Annotated in this window: 25 protein-coding genes and 1 pseudogene; 20 read left to right on the top strand and 6 right to left on the bottom strand. The window is 62.0% G+C overall.

Annotation, left to right across the window (positions count from 1 at the left end; translation table 11 throughout):
- Window positions 1-19: 19 nt before the first annotated feature.
- The 17 genes and pseudogenes from OVA24_RS20090 (at window position 20) to map (ending at window position 10011) form a co-directional block, all read left to right on the top strand.
- A complete protein-coding gene (locus tag OVA24_RS20090) occupies window positions 20-748 on the top strand; it encodes a hypothetical protein (protein ID WP_267671944.1) in 729 nt (242 codons plus the stop codon).
- Between the two features lie 21 nt (window positions 749-769).
- Window positions 770-1102 (top strand): annotated as a pseudogene (rplV, locus tag OVA24_RS20085) (50S ribosomal protein L22); the annotation flags it as partial.
- A 124-nt stretch (window positions 1103-1226) separates the two neighbouring features.
- Window positions 1227-1970, top strand: a complete 744-nt coding sequence (gene rpsC / locus OVA24_RS20080) for a 30S ribosomal protein S3 (RefSeq protein WP_267671942.1) — start codon at window positions 1227-1229, stop codon at window positions 1968-1970.
- Window positions 1971-2028: 58 nt separating this feature from the next.
- On the top strand, window positions 2029-2448 hold the full coding sequence (rplP, locus tag OVA24_RS20075; protein ID WP_267671941.1) for a 50S ribosomal protein L16: 420 nt from the start codon (window positions 2029-2031) through the stop codon (window positions 2446-2448).
- 32 nt (window positions 2449-2480) lie between these two features.
- Window positions 2481-2681, top strand: a complete 201-nt coding sequence (rpmC, locus tag OVA24_RS20070; RefSeq protein ID WP_267671939.1) for a 50S ribosomal protein L29 — start codon at window positions 2481-2483, stop codon at window positions 2679-2681.
- 30 nt (window positions 2682-2711) lie between these two features.
- Window positions 2712-2981, top strand: coding sequence for a 30S ribosomal protein S17 (gene rpsQ / locus OVA24_RS20065; RefSeq protein WP_267671937.1), 270 nt, complete (start codon window positions 2712-2714; stop codon window positions 2979-2981).
- Window positions 2982-3050: 69 nt separating this feature from the next.
- Entirely contained in the window at window positions 3051-3416 is a 366-nt protein-coding gene (gene rplN, locus OVA24_RS20060; RefSeq protein WP_267671936.1) for a 50S ribosomal protein L14, read from the top strand.
- A 45-nt stretch (window positions 3417-3461) separates the two neighbouring features.
- A complete protein-coding gene (gene rplX / locus OVA24_RS20055; RefSeq protein ID WP_267671935.1) occupies window positions 3462-3689 on the top strand; it encodes a 50S ribosomal protein L24 in 228 nt (75 codons plus the stop codon).
- Between the two features lie 57 nt (window positions 3690-3746).
- Window positions 3747-4328 (top strand): 50S ribosomal protein L5, encoded by a 582-nt coding sequence (rplE, locus tag OVA24_RS20050; protein ID WP_267671933.1) that lies wholly within the window; start codon window positions 3747-3749, stop codon window positions 4326-4328.
- A 38-nt stretch (window positions 4329-4366) separates the two neighbouring features.
- Window positions 4367-4762 carry a 30S ribosomal protein S8 gene (gene rpsH, locus OVA24_RS20045; RefSeq protein ID WP_267671931.1) on the top strand — a complete coding sequence of 132 codons (396 nt, stop codon included), beginning with the start codon at window positions 4367-4369 and terminating at the stop codon, window positions 4760-4762.
- 28 nt (window positions 4763-4790) lie between these two features.
- A complete protein-coding gene (gene rplF / locus OVA24_RS20040; RefSeq protein WP_267671930.1) occupies window positions 4791-5330 on the top strand; it encodes a 50S ribosomal protein L6 in 540 nt (179 codons plus the stop codon).
- 41 nt (window positions 5331-5371) lie between these two features.
- On the top strand, window positions 5372-5728 hold the full coding sequence (gene rplR, locus OVA24_RS20035) for a 50S ribosomal protein L18 (protein WP_267671929.1): 357 nt from the start codon (window positions 5372-5374) through the stop codon (window positions 5726-5728).
- Window positions 5729-5741: 13 nt separating this feature from the next.
- Window positions 5742-6404: a 30S ribosomal protein S5 gene (gene rpsE, locus OVA24_RS20030; protein ID WP_345783390.1), complete on the top strand. Its 663-nt coding sequence runs from the start codon at window positions 5742-5744 to the stop codon at window positions 6402-6404.
- A 71-nt stretch (window positions 6405-6475) separates the two neighbouring features.
- A complete protein-coding gene (gene rplO / locus OVA24_RS20025) occupies window positions 6476-6925 on the top strand; it encodes a 50S ribosomal protein L15 (RefSeq protein WP_267671928.1) in 450 nt (149 codons plus the stop codon).
- Window positions 6926-7022: 97 nt separating this feature from the next.
- Window positions 7023-8522: a preprotein translocase subunit SecY gene (secY, locus tag OVA24_RS20020; protein ID WP_267671927.1), complete on the top strand. Its 1500-nt coding sequence runs from the start codon at window positions 7023-7025 to the stop codon at window positions 8520-8522.
- Complete coding sequence (locus OVA24_RS20015; protein WP_267671925.1) at window positions 8519-9193, top strand: adenylate kinase family protein; 675 nt, start codon at window positions 8519-8521, stop codon at window positions 9191-9193. The genes secY and OVA24_RS20015 overlap by 4 nt, the downstream gene beginning before the upstream one ends.
- Window positions 9194-9207: 14 nt before the next feature.
- The gene (gene map / locus OVA24_RS20010) at window positions 9208-10011 is read left to right on the top strand and encodes a type I methionyl aminopeptidase (RefSeq protein WP_267671924.1); all 804 of its coding nucleotides are present in this window, start codon (window positions 9208-9210) and stop codon (window positions 10009-10011) included.
- 13 nt (window positions 10012-10024) lie between these two features.
- Here map and OVA24_RS20005 read toward each other — a convergent pair whose 3' ends face one another.
- Entirely contained in the window at window positions 10025-10921 is an 897-nt protein-coding gene (locus tag OVA24_RS20005) for a rhomboid family intramembrane serine protease (RefSeq protein WP_267671923.1), read from the bottom strand.
- 97 nt (window positions 10922-11018) lie between these two features.
- On the opposite strand from OVA24_RS20005, the gene OVA24_RS20000 reads away from it, so the two are divergent.
- Window positions 11019-11933: a sugar phosphate isomerase/epimerase family protein gene (locus OVA24_RS20000; protein ID WP_267671922.1), complete on the top strand. Its 915-nt coding sequence runs from the start codon at window positions 11019-11021 to the stop codon at window positions 11931-11933.
- Between the two features lie 98 nt (window positions 11934-12031).
- Here the strand turns inward: OVA24_RS20000 and OVA24_RS19995 are convergent, their stop codons facing one another.
- A complete protein-coding gene (locus OVA24_RS19995; protein WP_267671921.1) occupies window positions 12032-13606 on the bottom strand; it encodes a PQQ-dependent sugar dehydrogenase in 1575 nt (524 codons plus the stop codon).
- A gap of 53 nt (window positions 13607-13659) precedes the next feature.
- Between OVA24_RS19995 and OVA24_RS19990 the strand changes: the two genes are divergently transcribed.
- Window positions 13660-14661, top strand: a complete 1002-nt coding sequence (locus OVA24_RS19990; RefSeq protein ID WP_267671920.1) for a 3-keto-disaccharide hydrolase — start codon at window positions 13660-13662, stop codon at window positions 14659-14661.
- 11 nt (window positions 14662-14672) lie between these two features.
- On the opposite strand, the gene OVA24_RS19985 is transcribed toward OVA24_RS19990, so the two are convergent.
- Window positions 14673-15866: an SGNH/GDSL hydrolase family protein gene (locus OVA24_RS19985; protein WP_267671919.1), complete on the bottom strand. Its 1194-nt coding sequence runs from the start codon at window positions 15864-15866 to the stop codon at window positions 14673-14675.
- A 379-nt stretch (window positions 15867-16245) separates the two neighbouring features.
- On the opposite strand from OVA24_RS19985, the gene OVA24_RS19980 reads away from it, so the two are divergent.
- Entirely contained in the window at window positions 16246-16830 is a 585-nt protein-coding gene (locus OVA24_RS19980; protein WP_267671918.1) for a PEP-CTERM sorting domain-containing protein, read from the top strand.
- Here OVA24_RS19980 and OVA24_RS19975 read toward each other — a convergent pair whose 3' ends face one another.
- From OVA24_RS19975 to OVA24_RS19965, 3 genes are read right to left on the bottom strand one after another with little or no spacing between them, the layout of a single operon-like run.
- Window positions 16831-17622, bottom strand: coding sequence for a sialate O-acetylesterase (locus tag OVA24_RS19975; RefSeq protein WP_267671916.1), 792 nt, complete (start codon window positions 17620-17622; stop codon window positions 16831-16833).
- 4 nt (window positions 17623-17626) lie between these two features.
- Window positions 17627-19177 carry a FecR domain-containing protein gene (locus OVA24_RS19970; protein ID WP_267671915.1) on the bottom strand — a complete coding sequence of 517 codons (1551 nt, stop codon included), beginning with the start codon at window positions 19175-19177 and terminating at the stop codon, window positions 17627-17629.
- The gene (locus OVA24_RS19965) at window positions 19177-19704 is read right to left on the bottom strand and encodes a sigma-70 family RNA polymerase sigma factor (RefSeq protein ID WP_267671914.1); all 528 of its coding nucleotides are present in this window, start codon (window positions 19702-19704) and stop codon (window positions 19177-19179) included. The genes OVA24_RS19970 and OVA24_RS19965 overlap by 1 nt, the downstream gene beginning before the upstream one ends.
- Window positions 19705-19790 lie beyond the last annotated feature (86 nt).

The following is a 19790-nucleotide window of genomic DNA, read 5'->3' as shown; positions in this document are numbered from 1 at the left end:
GTCAGAATCCTCCACGACCATGTTCGCCGTCCGCCAACTTCCGACACTTGCCGCCGCCCTCGGGCTGCTGGCCGGGACGGGTGTTGCCGCGGCCCAGCGGCAGGCCACCGTGGAGGAACTCCAGGAAACCATCCTCGACCTGCGGGAGCAGAATGTCGCCCTCCAGCGCGCCCTCGCCGAATCAAACAAAGGCGAGAAGCAGGCGTCGGAGCAACTCTCCCAGGTCCGCGACCGTCTGGAAGCCCTCGGCAAGAACCTCCTCGACGGCGGGAATGACCGCCTCGTCCAGGCCGCCGCGGATCTCCAGATCGCAAACGAACGCACCACCCGGCTCGAAAGTGCCGTGATGCGCCTCGTCTCAACCATCACCGACTACCGCAGCAAGGCGGTGGTCTCAGACCCGGACGCACTGCTTCGTCTGGAAACTTCGCTAAGAGAGCTTGACGACGTCCTCGGACTACGCCAGAAGCCCCGCCCCGATGTCCGCACCGGGTCACTTCAGGAAGCCCGCGTTGTCAGCCTCGACCAGGAAAGTGGCATGCTCGTTCTCAACCTCGGGGAGACCCAGGGTGCGAAAATCGGCATGACTTTCCGACTCAGCCGGGGACAGCAGCCCTACGGCCAAGCCATCATCGCCGACGTCCGCAAGGGCGTCTGCGGCGCGTTCGTCGAAAGACTGGACACGCCAAACGAAACTCCCCGCCCCGGCGACCTCGCCATTCTCGAACTACAAGCATCCGCGCAGTAACCACTCACCGTTGACACGACCATGGAAGTCAAGAGCACCACTAAATTCGTTCGTCTCTCGCCTCAGAAAGCGCGTGACGTAGCCCGTGAAATTCAAGGCCTCCCCGTGTCGAGCGCCCTCGATATCCTCACCTACACCCCGAAGAAGGCGGCGACCCTCATCGGCAAGACCCTCAAAACCGCCATCGCCGATGCTGAGAACAACTTCTCGCTCGACACCAACTCCCTGGTCATCAAGGAAGCCGTCATCGGCGCCGGCCCGACGCTCCGCCGCTTCAGCCCACGGGCGAAGGGTTCCGCCGGCCCGATCCTGAAGCGCACCAGCCACATTTCCATCACGCTCGTGGGTTCCGCCCCTGAGAAGAAAAAGAAACCCGCCCGCAAGGCGGCCGCCAAAAAAACCGAAAAAGCTCCCGAAGCCGCTGAAGCCGCCGCGGAAGAGCAAGCCTGATCCCCTTTAATCTTATCCATCACCGACCATGGGCCAGAAAGTAAATCCGATCGCATTCCGTCTCGCCGTCAGCAAAGACTGGCGCTCCAAGTGGTATGCCAGTGGCAAGGACTTCACTGACAAACTCCACGAGGACCTCGCGATCCGTGGTTACCTCAAGAACAAGCTCCAGAACGCCGGTCTTTCCCGCGTCGTGATCGAGCGTGCTTGGAACAGTGTCCGCGTGACCCTCCACACCTCCCGTCCGGGCCTCATCATCGGCCGCCAGGGCAAGGAGATCGAGGTCATGACCAAGGACATCACCGACCTCGCAAAAGGTGCCCAGGTCAAGATCGACATCGTGGAGATCCGCAAGCCGGAACTCGACGCCCAGCTCGTCGCCGAGCAGATCGCCGTCCAGCTTGAGCGCCGGATCAGCTTCCGCCGCGCCATGAAGCGTGCCCTGCAGACCGCCATGGACTTCGGTGCGGAAGGCATCCGCCTCCGCGTCGCAGGCCGTCTCGGTGGTGCTGACATCGCCCGTGCCGAAGGTTACCGTGAAGGCAAGGTGCCTCTCCAGACCCTCCGCGTGCCTCTCGACTACGGCTTCGCCGAAGCCCGCACCGTCTATGGCATCATCGGCGTCAAGTGCTGGATCAACAAGAAGGAAGACGACGGCAGCCGCCCTGGCGGTGAGCGTGGTGAGCGCCGCGAACGCGGCGACCGTGGCGGTGACCGCCGTGGTGGTGGTGACCGTGGCGACCGCCGTGGTGCCCCCCAGAACCGCAACTGATTCCTGTTCCGACGAACCAATTTCCAACAACACATCACACTTTTAGGAGGACCGAGCCATGCCTTTGATGCCCAAACGAACCAAGTTCCGCAAGAGCCACCGCGGAAGCCGCGCAGGTAACGCCCAGCGCGGAACCACCGTCGCCTTCGGTGACTTCGGCCTTCAGACGCTCGACCGCGGCTGGATGACCAACCGCCAGATCGAAGCCTGCCGTATCGCGATCAACCGCTCCCTGAAGCGGAAGGGCAAGGTCTGGATCCGGATCTTCCCGCACAAGTCCATCACCGCCCGCCCGCCGGAAACCCGGATGGGTAAAGGTAAGGGTGCCGTGGACGGCTGGGTGGCCGTCGTCCGCCCTGGCAACATCCTCTTCGAGGTCGGTGGCGTGACCGAGTCCGCTGCCAAGGAAGCGATGCGCCTCGCCTCCTACAAGCTGGGCCTCCGCACCCGCCTCATCGCCCGCAATCCGCACGCCTGATCCGGCAGCCAACCACCAACCAACGTCCGACCATGGCCAAGAACAAAGGCAAAGAAATCAACCAGCTCTCCGCTGACGAGCTCGCCAAAAACCTCCGCGACCTCAAGCAGGAAGCCCTCAACCTCCGCCTCCAGCGCGCCACCGGCCAACTGGAGAACCCGGCCCGCATCACGCAGGTCCGCCGTGACACCGCCCGGATCCTCACCGCCCAGAACGCCAAGAAAGGCGCCTGATTCCACCAAGCCCCTTAAATTGAACGCACCATGAGCGAGAACACTCAGGAATCCCAACCGCACCTTCGCAAGACCCGTGTCGGCGTCGTCGTCTCCGACAAAATGGAGAAGACCCTCGTCGTCGAGCACGTCGCCCGCGTCCCGCACCCGAAGTTCAACAAGATCGTCAAACGGTCCAAGAAGTACTACGTGCACGACGAGAGCGGCCAGGCCAAAATCGGCGACCGCGTCCGCATCGTTGAAACCAAGCCGCTTTCCAAGCTGAAGCGCTGGGCCCTTGCCGAAGTTCTTTCCCACTGATCCGGGATCCGCGGCGCTCCGCTCCGCATCTTCACCTTCCTACACAACCAATTCCTTAGATTTACTGCCATGATCCAGATGGAAACCATGCTCGACGTCGCCGACAACACCGGCGCCCGCAGCGCAAAAATGATCGGCGTGCTCGGCAAACGCACCCGTACCGCCCAGGTTGGTGATGTCATCACCGCCCACATCCGCGATTCCATCCCGACCGCTTCGGTCAAGAAAGGCAGCGTCGTCAAGGCTGTGGTGGTCCGCACCGCCTACCCCATCCGCCGCCCGGATGGCTCCATCCTCCGCTTCGATTCCAACGCGATCGTCGTGATCGACAAGGACAACAACCCGCGTGGTACCCGGATCTTCGGACCCGTCGCCCGTGAGCTCCGCGAAAAACAATTCATGAAAATTGTTTCCCTCGCGCCCGAAGTGCTCTAAGACGCCGCCCCGCGCCGCACGAATCCCAACCGAAACCATCTCCACATGAGCAAGACTCACGTAAAAAAAGGTGACCAAGTCCAGGTCATCGCCGGAAGCCACAAGGGCAAGACCGGCACCGTCACCCTTGTCAACGCGGCCAAGAACACCGTCGTTGTCGAAGGCGTCCGTCCCGTCAAGAAGGCGATCCGCCGTTCCGAACAAGAGCCCGATGGTGGTCTGAAGACCATCGACGGTTCCATCCACATCTCCAACGTCAAGAAACTGGGCTGAGACGGAAACGTCCCTGCCCGCGCTTAAGCGTCGCGCAGACGCTGACCCGCTGAAAACATGAGCACCAACGCACTACAGAAGCACTACAAGGATAAGGTGGTGCCGGCTTTGACCAAGAAGCACGGCTACGCCAATCCACACCAGGTCCCGCGTCTCGAGAAGATCGTCGTGACCTCCTGCATGGGCAAGGCCCCCGACCGCAAGGTCGCCGTGGACGACGCCGTGAACGAGATCGCCAAGATCACCGGCCAACGCCCGTCCATCACCTTCTCGAAGAAGGCCGTCGCGAACTTCAAGCTCCGTGAGGGTGAAGCCCTCGGCGCGCGTGCCACCCTCCGTGGCCAGCGCATGTGGGAGTTCCTGCACCGCTTCATCAACATCACCTCCCCGAACATCCGGGACTTCCGTGGTATCTCCTCCAAGTCCTTCGACGGACGCGGCAACTATGCCGTCGGCATCGCTGACCAGAGCATCTTCCCGGAAATCGAGATCGACCAGATCAAGCGCCAGATCGGTTTTGACCTGATCTTCGTCACCTCCGCCCCGACCGATGCAGAAGGACGCTCCCTTCTCACCGAGCTCGGACTGCCTTTCCGCGACGCCAAGAAGGCCGAAGAGGCCGTCGCAGCCGCCGAGTAATCGGATAACCCCACAACATTTCAAAGGAATCCATTACCATGGCAGTTCTCTCCGATCCAATCGCTGACTTCCTCACCCGTTTCAAGAACGCGGCCCGTGCCGGCAACGAGGAATTCACCGCTCCCTACTCCCGCATCAAGGCGGACATCGCCAAGATCCTCCAGGAGGAAGGCTACATCTGGAACTATGAAGTCGTCACCGGCGAGCGCACCGAGCTCAAGGTGAAACCGAAGTTCGTCGATGGCCGTCCGGTCCTCACCGATCTCAAGCGTGTTTCCAAGCCTGGCCGCCGCCAGTATGTCGGTGCCGGTGAGGTCCCACGTGTCATGTCCGGCCTCGGCATCTCGATCCTTTCGACCCCGAAAGGCGTGCTGTCCGGCGGATCCGCCAAGCGTCAGAATGTCGGCGGCGAGCTGCTCGCCACCGTCTGGTAACCCCTAACTCGCGAAAGGAACCAATACCATGTCACGAGTCGGTCTCAAGCCAATCACTCTTCCAGAAAAAGTCGCCGTCAAGCTGGACGGCCGCAACGTCACCGTCGAAGGCCCGAAGGGCAAACTCGACTTCACCCTCCCGGAAGGCATCAGCCTGAAGAATGAGGACAACAGCGTTGTCGTTTCCCGCGCTTCGGAGCAGCGTCAGGTCCGTGCCCTCCACGGCACCGCCCGCAGCCTGATCAACAACATGATCCACGGCGTCTCCCAGGGCTTCGTCAAGGACCTTGAAATCCACGGTGTCGGTCTCCGGGCCGCCGTCAAGGGCAAGGACCTGGACCTTTCCCTCGGTCGCTCCCACCCGCTTCTCCACCCCATCCCGGCCGGTCTGACCGTGACGGTGAACGAGAACACCAAGATCAAGGTGGAAGGCATCGACAAGCAGCTCGTCGGCCAGTTCGCCGCCGAGGTCCGTGGCTACTATCCGCCGGAGCCATACAAGGGCAAGGGCGTCCGGTATGCCGGTGAACACATCCGCCGCAAGGAAGGCAAGAGCGTCGGTAAATAACATAAGCCCGCCGCAACCAACACCAACCCCATTCCGGCCATATGAGCACCATCAATCGCAAGGGCATCCGCCAACGCATCCACAAGCGGATCCGCCGCAAGGTCACCGGCACCGCCGACCGTCCTCGCCTCGCCATCTACTATTCGAACCAGCACATCTACGTCCAGGTCATCGACGACTCCGCGGGCAAGACTCTCATCTCCGCGTCCACCATGGACAAGTCGATCGAGAACGCTTCCTCGAACGTCGCCAGCGCCCAGAAAGTCGGCGCCCTGATCGCGGAGCGCGCGAAGGGATCGAACATCAGCGCCGTCGTCTTCGACCGCGGCGGTCACCTCTACCACGGAAAAGTCAAAGCCCTCGCCGATGCAGCGCGTGAAGGCGGCCTCCAATTCTAAGCTTCCCACGTAAATGGCAATTACTCCAGACAACGCTCCATCCGGCGGTGCCGCACCGGCACCCCAACAATCCGGTGGCTATCAAGGCAATCGCGGCCAAGGCGGCTACGGTGGCGGCCAAGGTGGCTTCGGCGGTGGCAACCGCGGTCCACGCGGCCCACGCCGTGAAGAACGCCAGGCTCCGACGGACGCCGACGGCAACGAACTTTCCGAAAAGGTCGTCTTCATCAACCGTTGCGCCAAGGTCGTCAAAGGCGGCCGTCGCTTCAGCTTCTCCGCTCTTGTCGTCTCCGGCGACAAGGGTGGCAAGGTTGGCCTCGGTTTCGGCAAGGCCAACGAAGTCGCCGACGCGATCAAGAAGGCCAGCGAGAGCGCCCGCAAGCAGCTCAAGAGAATGAGCATCGTCGATGGCACGATCCCTCACGAGATCTACGCCGAGTTCGGCGGTGGCAAGGTGCTCCTGAAGCCCGCCTCCCCCGGTACCGGAATCATTGCCGGTGGTGGTGTCCGTGCCGTCTGCGAAGCGGTCGGCATCCGTGACGTCCTCGCCAAGTCGATGGGTTCCTCCAACCACGCCAACGTGGTCAAGGCGACCCTCAAGGCCCTCACCTCCCTCCGCACCCGCGACCAGATCCTCTCCGGACGTGGCAAGGCGAAGAAGGAGAAGGCAATTTGAGATGAGACATTGGAGATTGGGGTGACCGCCCCGATCTCCGATCAACCAATCACCAATATCTTTTGAATCTTATGGAACTTCACAATCTCAAGCCCAACCCGGGTGCGAAACACCGCAACAAGCGTCTTGGCTGCGGTGAGAGCTCCGGCCACGGCAAGACCTCCTGCAAAGGGAACAAAGGTCAGAAAGCACGCTCCGGCTCCGGCACCCGTGTCGGCTTCGAAGGTGGCCAGATGCCACTTCACCGTCGTCTGCCGAAGCGTGGTTTCAACAACTACGACTTCCGCGACAAAACCGGCGTGATCAACGTCGGTGATCTGGATCGTTGCTTCGAGACGGGTGCCACCGTCGATGAAGCGGCCCTCCGCGCTGCTGGTCTCCTCAACAACCGCTGTGACATCGTCAAGGTGCTCGGCGACGGCGAAATCGAAAAGGCCCTGACCCTCGTGGTTGGCAAGGCCAGCGCTTCCGCCCGCGAGAAGATCGAAAAAGCCGGTGGTTCCGTCCAGGTCCCCGCTTGATATCCTTCGGGATCAGTCTTGTTTTCCGGCGAGGAAGCGCTTGCGCGCTTCCTCGTCGTCTTTATAACGCCCGCGTCATTTCTTCTCCTACCTCCCTATGATCTCTGCCTTTGCGAACACCTGGAAAATTCCGGAACTCCGTGACCGGATCCTTTTCACCCTCGCGCTCATCGTCATCATCCGTCTGGGTGTCCACATCACCCTTCCTGGGGTGGATGCCTCCGTCATCAAGGCCTATCTGGACAGTGTCCAGAACGCCGATCCGACGAATCCGGCGGGTGGCATCACCGCGATGCTCCAGGTGTTCTCCGGTGGTGGTCTCCAGCAGGCGGGTATCTTCGCCCTCGGCATCATGCCTTACATTTCCGCATCCATCATGGTCCAGCTCATGACCGCGGTGGTGCCGAAGCTTTCCCGTCTCGCCCGTGAGGACGGCGGACGTCAGAAGATCACGCAATACACGCGTTACATCACCATCGCCATCGCCCTTGTTCAGGGCTTCTTCGTCGCCAAGACGCTGACGGATCCGGGGAATATCCCCTACATGCAGGGCATCGAGAAGTTCGGTACGCTGGTGCCGAACCCCGACATCTGGTGGTTCACCCTGACCATCATCACCATCGTCGCGGGAACCGTCCTCCTCATGTGGATCGGTGACCAGATCACGGAAAAAGGCATCGGCAACGGCACCTCCATCATCATCACGGTCAACATCATCGCCGCACTTCCTGGCGCGCTGATCCAAGCCTGGAACTATTTCGTCAAAGGCAACAGCGCCTACCTCTCCATCATGATGGTGGTGATGATCGCTCTCCTGCTGTTTGTCATCGCCGCCACCATCGCCCTCACGCAGGCCCAGCGCCGCATCGCGGTGCAGTATGCGAAGCGCGTGGTAGGCCGGAAACAGTTCGGCGGCCAGACCCAGTATCTCCCTCTCAAGGTCAACTATGCCGGCGTGATGCCCATCATTTTCGCTACGGCTGTCCTTTCCCTTCCGCCGATGATGCTGCAGTGGTTCTTCCCGGACGCGGCCTGGGCGAAGAACCTCTATGCCCAGCTCTCCGGCGGCGGTACGGGTTACTACATCCTCGGGGGTGTGGGTATCTTCCTGTTCTCCTATTTCTGGGTGGCCATGATGTTCCAGCCTTCGCAGATCGCGGAGGACCTGAAGCGCAACGGCGGGTATATCCCGGGCGTCCGTCCCGGCAAGCCGACAGCAGACTTCCTCGATTTCACCATGGCACGCCTTACCTTCGCGGGCGCCATTTTCCTCGCCATCGTCTTCGTCCTTCCTGTGGGCGTCGGCAAGGCCGTCGGCCTGCCGCCCGGCTCGCTGGTTCTCCAGTTCTTCGGCGGCACCTCGCTGCTCATCATGGTGGGTGTCGTTCTTGACGTGATGCGCCAGGTTGAAACCCAACTCCTGCAGAAGCACTACGACGGCTTCCTCCGGAAGGGCAAACTCAAGGGCCGCTATGACCGCCTCGCCAATGCGGGTGGTGGCAGCGCTCCGAAGACCGCCATCGTCTTCCTCTGGGTCGTCATCGCCATCATCATCGTGGTCGGCGGCACCATCGTCATCTACAACAAGACGCATTGAGCGCCCCCGCCCCCAGACCTTCCCGCATCGTCCTCCTGGGTCCTCCCGCCTCCGGCAAAGGCACCCAGGGCAGGCGGCTGGCGGAGGCCTTCGGGCTTGGCTATCTGAGCACCGGGGCCTTGCTCCGGGAGCAGGTGGAGAATGGCACGGAGCTTGGCAGGCAGGCAGAGCCGATCCTCGCCCGCGGCGGCTATCTGCCGGACGATCTCATGAATCCGATTCTGGCCGACTGGCTGGAGCGGAAAAACGATGCCGGATGGGTGCTGGACGGTTTTCCCCGCAGTCTCCCGCAGGCCCTGTTCCTGGAAGAATGGTTGGCGGACCACGGGCACTCCCTGGATGCCGCGGTCTCCCTTGAAGTCCCGTTCGGAGATCTGCTGGAACGCACCCGGAACCGGGTGGAGTGTCCCGCATGCCGTTGGTCCGGCCAGAAATCGCAGCTCGTCTCCGGGGAACTGTGCCCGAAGTGCGGATCCCCCGCCGGTCCGCGTGCGGACGACGACGAGGAGAACTTCCGCAACCGGCACTCCGAGTTCACAACCCTGACCGGTCCGGCCATCGAACACTTCCGCCGCGCGGGCATCCTGCATGCCGTTGACGCCACCGCTCCGCAGGACCAGGTTGCTGCGGACATCCTCGCCTCTTTCGCCTCTGCGGAGGCCCCGAACTGAACATTTTTCCCATCGTGTCATTCCGTCAGCGCATTCCCATCAAGACCGCCAAGGAGATCGAGCGCATGCGGGTGGCCGGCTCCATCGCGGCGAAGATCCTGCATGAAGTCGCCATGGCGGCGAAGCCCGGTGTGACCACCGGTGATCTGGATGCGCTTTCCCGGGAGTTGATGCGCCAGCATGACTGCAAGAGCGCGTTCCTCGGCTACCGTGGTTACACGGGGAACATGTGCATCTCCGTGAATGAGGAAGTCGTGCACGGCATCGGTGGCCCGCGCCGCCTCCTGCCGGGTGATATCATCAGCCTTGATGTGGGTGTGGTGAAGAGCGGCTTCATCGGGGACAATGCGACGACCGTCGCGGTGGGGGACATTCCTCTGGAAACCAAGCGCCTCCTCGCCGTCACCGAGCAATCGCTCTACGAAGCCATTAAGTTCGCCCGCGCAGGCACGAAGCTGGCGGATCTCTGCGGTGCCGTCGAAGAGTTCGTGAAGCCCCGCGGGTTCACCATTGTCCGCGAATTCGTGGGCCATGGCGTCGGCCGCAGACTGCATGAGGAACCGCAGGTCCCCAACTACCGTCCGCAGGGAAAGTCTCCGACGCTGATGCCGGGGATGACGCTCGCCATCGAGCCGATGGTGAATGCAGGCGTCGCTGGTGTCCGGATCCTGGACGACGGCTGGACCGTCATCACTGAGGACCGGAAACCGAGCGCGCACTTCGAGCATACCGTGCTCATCACCGCCGGCGAGCCGGAGATCCTCACCGACCGGCCCCGCCTCGCGGAGCCGGAGATGCTGGGTCTACCTGCCTGGTGAGTGACGCTGCGGGTCAGCCGATCCTGGGTTGTCCGGCGGACATGCAGCGACAGGTCAGTTCATTCCGGTCCTGATCCCGTCTGGATGCCCGTTCCAGCCATCCGCTGAACGCACCCAGCGCCACCCCGGAGAGCCCGCCCCACACATGGGCGCTGACATCCGTGTTTTCACCCGCCGTGCCGAACATGCTGAAGATCAGGGAACCTGAGATCAATGGGACCGCGAGCGATCTCAGCCTCAGATAGCGTCCTTTCAGTGTTTCGTTGGCGAGTGCCAGTCCGACCAGAAGTCCGAGCGCGGCAAAAGTCGCGGTCGAAGCACCGATGGACGAAAAGGATTCTCCCTGGTGGAAGAGTGCATTGACAAGGTTTCCGACGGTCCCGCCCAGCAGGATCAGCGGCCATGATTTCCATGCTCCCAGTGACTTCGCAGCCATGATGCAGAAAAGTCCCCCGATCAGGAGATTCCCGAGAAGGTGGGCCAGATCACCGTGGAGAAAGAGAGCGGTGAACGGCCTCCACCATTCTCCCTGTTCCAGAAGAGGGACGGTGGAGTTGCTGAACCGGTCCGTCAGGGCGGGATCCGCCAGTTGCCTGGAGAAGACCGCGGTCAGGATGATCCCCCATGCCAGAAGCCACATGATGCCAGCGGGATGATCCGCGACCGCCGGTTCCGGCAGGGGAGTTTCGCGGGACTGTTCTGCCGCATATAGTCCGAGTTCTCGCGAGGCATGCTCCGCGTCACCGGCCGCGGTGAACAAAGCATAGCCGTCCGACACAGGATGGACGCTGCAGTCCCATCCCATGGCCAGAAGCACCAGCGCATGTTCGTGGGCCTCGTGGATGGAAGTCCAGACACCCACTTCGCACAGGGCTGGGAGAGTTTCATTCCACGGCGTCAGCGCTTCCATGATGGGGCAGACTCGGCGTGGAACGGCCCCATTGCAAATCCCCGGTCGTTTCCTCTTTTCTCTGGAATGTCCGGCGGTGCGTTCCAGTATCAACGTCATGAAACGGAGAACCTTCCTTACCCTGGCGGCCGCCTGTTCCGGAATCCCGCAACTCGGCGCGATCGAGCCTATCTCCCGCAAGGGCAAGCCGAGGCTGGTGCTGGGCCTGGCCGCCTATTCATTCCGCAAGAGCATGAAGTGGATGAAGGGGAAGGCGGTCACCGCACCGGAGGGCTGGCCATCCTGGGGTCTCTTCGACTTCATCGACTTCTGCGCGGACCACGGCTTCCAGGGTGCGGAGCTGACCAGTTACTTCTTCCCTCCGGATGTGGATGAAAAATACCTGCTGGAGATCAAGCGCCACGCATACCTGCGCGGGGTTGCCATCGCGGGAACGGCGGTGGGCAACGTCTTCACCCACCCGGAAGGGCCCAAACGCCGGGAGCAGGTGGAGTATGTGAAAACCTGGATCCGCCACGCATCCGTGATGGGCGCGCCGCACATCCGGATCTTCGCCGGTGACGTGCAGAAGGGCAGCACGCAGGAAGAAGCGGAGAAGAATTTCCTCGAGTGCTATGCGGAGTGCCTGGAGCTCGCCTCGGAAAAAGGCGTGTTCCTCGGGCTGGAGAATCACCACGGCATCGTCGCGGAGGCGGATGCCATCGTGCGGCTGGTCCGCGCGGCGGACAGCAAGTGGGCGGGCGTCAATCTGGACAGCGGCAACTTCAAGACGGAGGACCCCTATGCGGATCTGGAGAAGATCGCCCCCTATGCGGTGAACGTGCAGTTGAAGATGATGCTCCAAAAGAAGGGCGCGCCGAAGAAGGAGGAGACGGACATCCCGCGCGTGCTCGATATCCTGAAGAAAGCGAACTACCAGGGATGGTTCACCCTCGAATACGAAGAAGAGGAGAACCCGCACGAGGAAGTGCCGAAGATCCTCACCCGTCTGAAGCCGCTGCTGGATGCGTAGCGAATTTCGTGAGAAATTCGGCTGGGGGGAAGTCCACCGAAGGCCGGAGCTTGTTTGCCCATGGTGGGATCACCCCGCCCAAACTCTCACAGTCTTCGCTATCTCTCCGGTTGGAGCAGCAGCAGGCGGCCGGGTGTTCCCATGCCGGCGGCGAGGGTGGTGGCCCGGTTGTACTCCGCGACGAGCAGGCGTTGGCCGGGCAACTTCAGGATGTCCACCGGTCTGCCCAGCGGGGACAGGATGCGCTTCGAGGTGAAGCTGCGGTCCTTGAAATCGACATGGAGCTGCAACAGGTCGAAGCCGACATCCCCGCCGTCCAGCTTGAGCAGGTTGCCGAACCGGGTCGTCAAAAAGCTGCCGCCGAATGGCGCGGGCCACTCTTCCCCCAGCCAGACGATGCCGCTGGGGCAGGAGTGCGGGTCGAAGCTGGCAAGCCCGCTGCCACCGTGCGGTCCCTTGTTCCTGAAAGGATGGGTGATCTCCAGCCCCTGAGGCACGTCAGCGGTGTGGGGGTAGGCTTTTTCCGTCCAGTCGGAGAACTGGTAGGGAAAGCCATAGTGCCTGCCCTTTTCGATCAGGTTCAGTTCCTCCGGCGCATGGGCATCCGGCCCGTTCTCGGTGGCGACCATGTGGCCGTCATCATCCCAGCAGAAGCCGTAGTTGTTGCGGAGGCCGCTGGCCAGGATTTCGATCTCCGGCTTCTCCGCCTCCGGGTCCATCTTCCAGATCACCGCGGTGGTGGGCTCCTCGCCGGTTGTCGCGTAGTTCGGTTGGGTGCCAGCTTCGCCGCTGTCCGTGCGCGCACCGCTGTTCACATAGAGGAAACCATCCGGTCCTTGGGCGAGGTGGGACAGGCCATGGTTGTAGGGTCCGATGCCGTAGGGTGCCTGGGTTTTGAACCACGGCTTGGGTGCCGCCCATTCCTTGGCGGAGGACCAGGCCTCCGTGCGGAAGATGGTCATCTCATTCCGCACCGGGGAGGCGTTCTTGTTGCACTGGTTGCTGGCGATGTAGAGCCGTCCCTTCGTGTCCATCGCCATGCCCATCACCAGTTGGTCGCCCAGGTTTGCGTCGATGTAGGTCTCGTTCCGGAAAAGCGGGGTGAGGTCCGTGGTGCCCGGCTTCCACAGCCAGACATCGCCACGGGTGGAGAGGACGATGACCTGGTGGCCATCCGGATGGAGCGCGAGCCGGGAAGGGGAGAAGGACAACTCGCCGCCCACCGCCAGCTTCCATCCGGCAGGGGGATCGGGCAGTTTGTCCCCGACCATGGATGCCTTCAGCGCGTCCAGGGTGGGGAACTTGCCCGTCGCCCGGATGGCGGTGATTTCCTCCGGGCTCGTCTGCTTCACCACGTTGCCCCAGGAGGTGAAGACATGGTTGAAGACGGCGCTGAGCTGCTCGTCATCCAGAAAGGCGGGTGGCATCGCTCCGTTGTATTCCTGCCCGTTGACGGTGATCTTTCCGCTTAGGCCCTCCAGCGGTCCTTTCAACGCCCTTTCCCGCTCGTTCACCAGGAAGTCGGCCTTCGCCAGCGGAGGAAAGACACCAGGCATCCCCAGTCCCTCCTGGCCATGGCACATCGCGCAGTGCTGCTGGTAGAGGGCGGCGCCATCCGGGCCTGCATTCAGCGGGGTCGCCAGGATGGAAAGGAGAAATGCGGGAAGTCGCATGGGTTGGATCGATGATTGTGGAAAGTTCCGCACGGATGAAGCGTTTAGTTCATATGTTTCCGAAAGCCCTCTTGTTCTCGCTGGCCCTCGTTCCGCTCCAGATCCACGCGCAGGCTCCCGCGCCCGCAGCTCCGGAAAAGCCGGTGAAGCCGCTGGCCTATGACAACCCCTCCGCCACGGACGAGGATTTTCCTTTTCAGGGCGAATACGTGGGTGAGATGGATGGTTCGAAATTCGGCGTGCAGATCATCGCATTGGGCCGGGGCGAGTTCGAGGCAGTGGGATATCCCGGCGGACTGCCGGGCGACGGATGGGACGGTGACCGGGCGAAGATCGTCCGGAGCAAGGGACAGCGCGGCGAAGGGGCGGTTTCCGTCAGGTTCGAACACGATGACGTGGTGGGTGAAGCGGATGGGGTGAAGATCCATGTTTCCAAAAAAGACGCGGGTCAGGTCGCGGAACTGGAGCGCGTGGACCGCAAGTCGCCGACGCTGGGCGCCGCCCCTCCGGCAGGTGCGGTGGTGCTGTTCGACGGGAAGGAAAACAATTTCCCGGGAGCGATGGTGACGCCTGACGGACTGCTGACGCAGGGTGCGACGAGTTCGGAAAAGTTCGGCGACTGTTCGATCCACATCGAGTTCCGGTTGCCCTACATGCCATCCGCCCGGGGGCAGGGACGGGGGAACAGCGGCCTCTACGTGCAGGGCCGCTACGAGATCCAGATGCTCGACAGCTTTGGTCTGGAGGGAAAAGACAACGAATGCGGCGGACTCTACAAGATCGCCGCGCCGAAGCTGAACATGTGCTTTTCTCCACTGACCTGGCAGACCTATGACATCGACTTCACCGCCGCGAAGTTCGATGCGGAGGGCAAGAAGACCTCCAACGCGAAACTCACCGCGAAGCTCAACGGCGTGGTCATCCATGAAAATCTCGACCTGCCCGGAACCACCGGCGGCGCACAGTTGAAGGAAACCGCGGAGCCGGGTCCGTTCCATCTCCAGAACCATGGAAACCCGGTCCGCTACCGGAACATCTGGGTGGTGAGGAAGTGATCGCCGCGTCATCACCGGCCCGCCGAACAAATGCTTTCGATGCGGAGCTCCGCATCCGGATCCGCGCCATCCCACACCGGTTCGATGCGGAGCGTGTGTTTTCCATCCGGCAGATCCCTCGCGATGGGCTGCCACACGAAAAGGTTCCCGCTGCCCTTCTTCGGCGGGGCGAAGCGCGACGTGTCGAGACGCCAGAGGGTATCCCCATCCTTTGCCTGCGGTGGCAGGACCGGCTGGCCGTCGATCCAGATCCGGACAGGGGGAGTGAGGCCGTTCCGTTCACCGAAAAACCCCACCATCGATCCCTCGAAACCAATTTCGAGCGCTCCGGACTTTTCCTTGGCTGAAGCCGTGGCCACATCCCCCATCCAGCGGCTCGACAGACCGTCGTACCACAGGGCGGTCCGCCAGGTTTTCTTCATCCTCCAGCCGGAAGGAAGATGTCCGGCGAGAAGCCCGCGGTTGTGTTTCGGGTAGAGGTCGTCAAAGATGGTCGAAGGTGGGGCCGACTGCGGTCTCCGGTCCTTGATGGCGGCTTCAAAGGTGTCCCTTACGATCCCAAAGAAGAGGCGGTAGCCTTCGTCCCCGGGGTGGGCGCCGTCCCCGAGGTTCCAGATTTCGGCCGGATTCATTCCCGCTTTTGCCATTTTTTGGATGGCACCGCAGACATCCGCAACCGGCAACCCATATGCCTCCGCGAGCCTGCGATGGTCCGCGTGCCGGGGAGAAATGATGTCCGGTTTCTCAGCGTGCCACCTGAACAACATGAGAACCGGCACCACCGTCACCTCTTTTTCCACCAGGGTGCGGACGATCCGCTCATAGGAAGCGAGCGTTTGGACATCGGTGCCTTCGGCATCATCGTTGACCGTGAAATCCAGGAAAACCAGATCCGGATTGTGGCGCAGGACATCCCTTTCGAGCCGGAACATCCCGAGCTGGGAACCTGTTCCCCCGACGGAGGCATCGTGGAAGGTGAAGGGTGTGGAGGAATGGCGCGAACGCAACCATTCCATCATCAGCCCCCTGTAGCTGGTCGTTCCAGGGTCGCTTGCATTCGCGCCGAAGGTCAATGAACCTCCGAAAAAGACGACGGAGATCGGTTCACCACGTTCCGCCTTCCCGAGAAGCTGGCTGAGACCGGCCCTCGCTTGGGAACCGACGGAGAGGGCAAACGCGAACAGGATGCTGATGAACTGGCACATTGACTTGCCAATGATTGGTCGCCCATTGCCATTTTCAGCCAGTTGTCGCAGATTTCCGGGCAATCGAGGGCATTTTTGGCTTCCTGTTATAATTGCAGGCAACTAGGCTCGTGGCGAGCCGTCATTCGTTATGAAAATCACCTCACAGATCCTTGGACTCCTTGTTCTCTCCCTTCCCATGGCAGGGGCGGCAATCATCGCCGATGATTTCTCCACGATGCCGGCAAATCCCAACGATTTGGGATGGTACTCATCCTCAGGTGGAGCGAGCGTTTTTTCCGCCTCGAGCGGTGGCCTCCAATTCACGGCATCGACGGCGAATACCAACCAGTCGGTATTCAAGCAATTCTCCCAGACCCAGATTCCCGTGGGGCAGGTGATGACTCTCACCCTTCAGATCACTGCGCTGAGTTCGGTTCCGAACAGCTCCGCGATCTGGAGAATCGGCATGTACGATACCAACAATACATTCACCTCCAATCAGAATGCGGCTCCATGGTCGACGACGAACGAGGGCTACATCCTTGGGATTTCCACGGCACCATCCGACGGGGGTGGCACGTTGCTGACAAATATCTACCACAAGGCGAACAGCTCCGGCATCGTTTCCACCAGTGGAGCGAATTCGGTGACTGTTGTGGACCGTAGGATGCCACCTTCGGGGGTAACACCGGTCACCATGTCGATGTCGGTGGAAAGACTTTCATCCAGCGAGGTTCGTGTCTCAGGTTACTGGCTTGAGAATGGAGCGGCCGCAGGGACATTGCCGGCGGTCATCCTGAATTCCGCGAACAGCAACTACATCGATACGTTCGACACGATCTACGTTGCCTACGGTGCGGGAGGCACCGGACAGGGCTTTACCATCGACGACGTGAACCTGTCAGTCGATCTGGTTCCGGAGCCATCCACCTTCGCCCTGTCACTGCTCGGCGCGTTTGGCCTGCTCCGCCGCCGTCGTTGATCACTTTCCGGTGATCTCCAGATAGGCGGCCGCGTAACCCTGTGCGAACCGGCGCAGTGTCGGTGTGTCGAAGTGGAGATGGTCGCCGATGGACTCCGGATCCGGGATTTCGACAAAGCGGACGTTCTTCACCTTGGCCGCCACCTCGCGCTGTGCGGCATCGACGGCTTCGCGGTTCTTGTCCCACGGCTTCGCCGGGAAGCGGCCGAGCTGGCCGATGATGAAGGGGAGATCCGGCGCATCCAGTTCCTTGCGGAAGCGCGTGATCATGTCCTCCAGATTCTTCGCGTAGTCCGGGGCCTTCTCCGCGTTGGAGTCGCTTTCGCCCTGGTGCCAGAGGATGGCTTTGAGCGTCCCGCTTTTCATGGCCAGCTTCGCCCGGGCGATAGAGTCGTCCCATGGGTGGCTCTTGGTCTGTCCCCAGTGCTGCCCCGGCTTCCAGGTGCTGATAGGGGAGCCGCCGCAGGCGGAGGGAATGAGGCCGATGGTGGCTCCGGGATTCTTCCCGGCGATGATCTCCGCGAACGGCTTTCCGATCCCGGTTCCCGCCGCTGGCTTGTCCCAGTGCAGGGGATCCATCGCCACCTGCCACGCGTTCTGTTTGTTGAGCGCCAGGATCCGGGGATCCGCCTCGCGGGCCTTGGCATCCAGCTTGCCCCGGCCCGCCATGTTTGACTGGCCCGCGAGCAGGAAGAGTTGGAAATCCTTCTTCTCCGGCAGCTTCACCTCATCGGCGTGGGAGAGCATGGGGAAAAGGGCGGCGAGCAACAGGCAGAGCGGGCGGATCTTCATGGGCTTACCTTCTTATGGGAAGGTAGTTCACCTTCCCCCAGCAAGGCCCGTTTTGGAAAAAGATGTAGGGCGGGATGCCATCGATGGCCGCCGGATCCGGATTGGTCACGTCCACGAGCTGTCCGCGGCAGACCCGCCCGGCTTCATCGCTCCAGTGCGCCATCCATAGCCCCGCGAGCTGGTCGCCTGCCTGCGGGGGATCTTCCCCGCAGTTGAGGAGCGTCCACGGGATGCGGTACTCCAGGGTGTAACCATGGCCGTCCGGATGTTTCCGGAAGACACCCTCCCAACCAGGAGGATTGATCTGCCTGCCCGCCGAGCCGAATCCGGAGAGAATCTGGATCTGCGGCTGGCCGGACTTCGCGTCATACCACATCACGATGCTGGAGATTTTCCCGCTGGTGGAATCCGGCGATGGCTCGGGCGAGCGGGCGTCCGCCTGCGTCCCTTCCAACGGCCAGCCCATGGCGCGGTCCGCGCAGATCCGGACGATGACACTGCCTCCCGCGAATTCGGCCCCGGCCCGCGACGTGTTCCTCATGGGGATAGGATCCCCCACCTCCGCGGAGAGATAAAGGTTCCGCTTATCATGCATCATCATGCCGTTGACGAAGTAGGTTTTGTCATACGGTGGCTGGCACGCGCTGAGAAAGGCGACGGACCGGTCCCACTCCATGAGGCTGCCGTCGATGGTGACGGAGGGTGGGGCGGCGGCGGCATCCACTTCATGGAGGGTGCTGCGGTTGTACAGCGGACCGCCTTCCTGGTAGTTCGGTGCCACCGGCGGGAAGGTGCGGATGAAGCGGTCTTCCTGGAACTCCGCGAAGGCCATCCGGCCATCCGTGGAGCAACTCACGGTCTCGCCTGCGGCCAGTTCCTTGCGCGGGGATTCCTTCGATTCCGCGCGGACCTTCCCGTCGTACACCTGCACGCGGGACTCACCGTCGGAGGAAACGCTGACGCCGAACTCCGTGCCCAGGTCGGTGATTTTCATCTTCGGTAGATCCACCACGAAGCCAGATCTGCCCTTTGGCATCCGGACCACCAAGTTGCCGGAGATCAACCGGGCATGGAGCTTGTCATTGAGGCGGATGCTGGCCGGGCCTTCCAGCAGCAGCGTGGTGCCGGTGGAGGTTTCCAGTTCGACGAGGCCGCTCTGCAGCTCCCAGATACCGGCGGTCAGCACCGCCTCCATCCTCACCGGGGAGCCATCCGCCCACAGGCCGTGGAGATTCGCCCTGACCGTTGCGATGCCGGTCGGGGAAGGAGCGCTCCTCAGGAAGAGGAACGAAAGCACGGCCAACAAGGTGACCAGCGCCGCCACCGGCAGTGCCCATGCCCGGAAACGCGACCTGACGGCGGTGGGGAAGGGGATGACGCTTTCCTGTGAGCCGCGGCTTTCCCAAGCCAGGCTGGAATGAATCTCCAGGTAGGAAAGGAAAGCCAGCCGATCCTCTTCGGATGCGGCGAGACGTTGCTCAAGGTGGGCGAGCTGGCTGTCATCGAGGGTGTCCGAGATGTAGCCTTCCGCGAGGTCGTGGAGTTCCTGGTCCATCAGATGTTCCCTCCGGTGACGGATTTGCGGATGCAGTCATGCAGCAGGGAGCGGATGCCGCGGAGGATCTTGTAGAGTGCGTTCGGCGTGCGCCCGCGGTCCATGGCCGCATCCTTGATTTTGCCATCCCCTCCGTAGCAATCCTCCACGATGGTACGCTGATGCGGGGTGAGCCGCTGCATGCAGAGCCCCAGCGCCCGGTGCCATTCATCCATGAGGGATGAATGGACCGCCCGCGTCTCGATCAACATTCGCTCGATCTCCCCGCTCAGGATGTTGCGGCGGGTCGATTCCTTGCGGCGGAAATTCCGCACATGGTTGTGGGCGATCGCGCACGCCCAGCTCGTGAAATCCCCCGCTGCCGGATCATACTTCGCGCGGCTGCGCCACAGCGTGATGCTGGTCTGCTGGAAAAGGTCCTCCGCATCCTCCCGGCGCGGCACCAGTGTCATCAGGAACCGGAAGATGCGGTTCTGATTGGCGATCAGGAGGGCCACGAAGGCCTCATCGTTGGATTCCCCGGACATGGTTCTCTTTCCTGATTGGTCGGCGGTCCGGGGAATCAGCCGGAGAATTTTTCCGGAGTCCGGATTATTTCCGGCGGCGGCAGGCG

The organism is Luteolibacter sp. SL250, from assembly GCF_026625605.1.
GTDB lineage: Bacteria > Verrucomicrobiota > Verrucomicrobiia > Verrucomicrobiales > Akkermansiaceae > Luteolibacter.
The sequence above is the reverse complement of the archived record's forward strand: the minus strand, read 5'-3'. Positions and strand labels throughout refer to the sequence as shown.